This is a genomic window from Geomicrobium sp. JCM 19055 (genome assembly GCF_000698185.1).
Lineage (GTDB): Bacteria > Bacillota > Bacilli > Bacillales > Marinococcaceae > Geomicrobium_A > Geomicrobium_A sediminis.
Genome location: NZ_BAXL01000046.1, coordinates 1 through 806, shown reverse-complemented (window position 1 = coordinate 806; position 806 = coordinate 1). Strand labels below are relative to the sequence as shown.

Below are 806 nucleotides of genomic sequence, written 5' to 3'. Positions count from 1 at the left end.
GGTATCACTGGGCCTACCGGTGCCACGGGCAGTACCGGTGCTACAGGAACGACTGGCGCCACAGGCAGTACCGGAATCACCGGACCTACTGGCGCCACAGGCAGTACCGGAATCACTGGAACTACTGGCGATACAGGCAATACCGGAAACACTGGACCGACCGGCACCACGGGCGGTACGGGTATAATCGGACCTACTGGAACTACGGGCAGTACCGGAAGCACTGGAACTACTGGCAATACAGGGAGCACCGGATCAACCGGGCCAACGGGGATCACTGGCAGTACCGGAAGTACTGGTACTACAGGCATTGCTGGGAGCACCGGAACCACTGGGGCTACTGGCGGTACAGGTGCCACCGGACCTACTGGCGCAACGGGCAGTACTGGAATCGCTGGACCAACTGGTGCCACAGGCGGTATCGGGAGCACTGGACCTACCGGAAGCACTGGACCTATTGGTGCCACCGGTAGTACCGGAATCACCGGAACTACTGGCGCTACTGGCAATACCGGAAACACTGGACTACCGGCCCCTCGGGCGGTACGGGAACCATCGGACCAACTGGAACTACGGGCAGTACCGGAATCGCTGGACCTACTGGCGCTACTGGCGGTACAGGTGCAACCGGATCGACTGGCGTCACGGGCAGTACCGGAATCACTGGACCTGCTGGGGTTACAGGCAGCACTGGTGCCACCGGAACTATTGGTGCCACGGGTAATACCGGAAGTACTGGAACTACTGGCGCTACGGGCAGTATCGGAATCACTGGACCAATAGGGGCTACTGGCATTACCGGAAGC

The 806-nt window shown here is 60.4% G+C and carries 2 protein-coding genes; both read right to left on the bottom strand.

The window, feature by feature from the left end:
- Positions 1-521: hypothetical protein (locus JCM19055_RS30845; RefSeq protein ID WP_265182479.1), on the bottom strand; the 521-nt coding region annotated here is incomplete at its 3' end.
- Positions 500-806 (bottom strand): hypothetical protein (locus tag JCM19055_RS30840; RefSeq protein WP_265182478.1); only part of this gene is annotated, 307 nt, incomplete at its 5' end. The genes JCM19055_RS30840 and JCM19055_RS30845, both read right to left, overlap by 22 nt.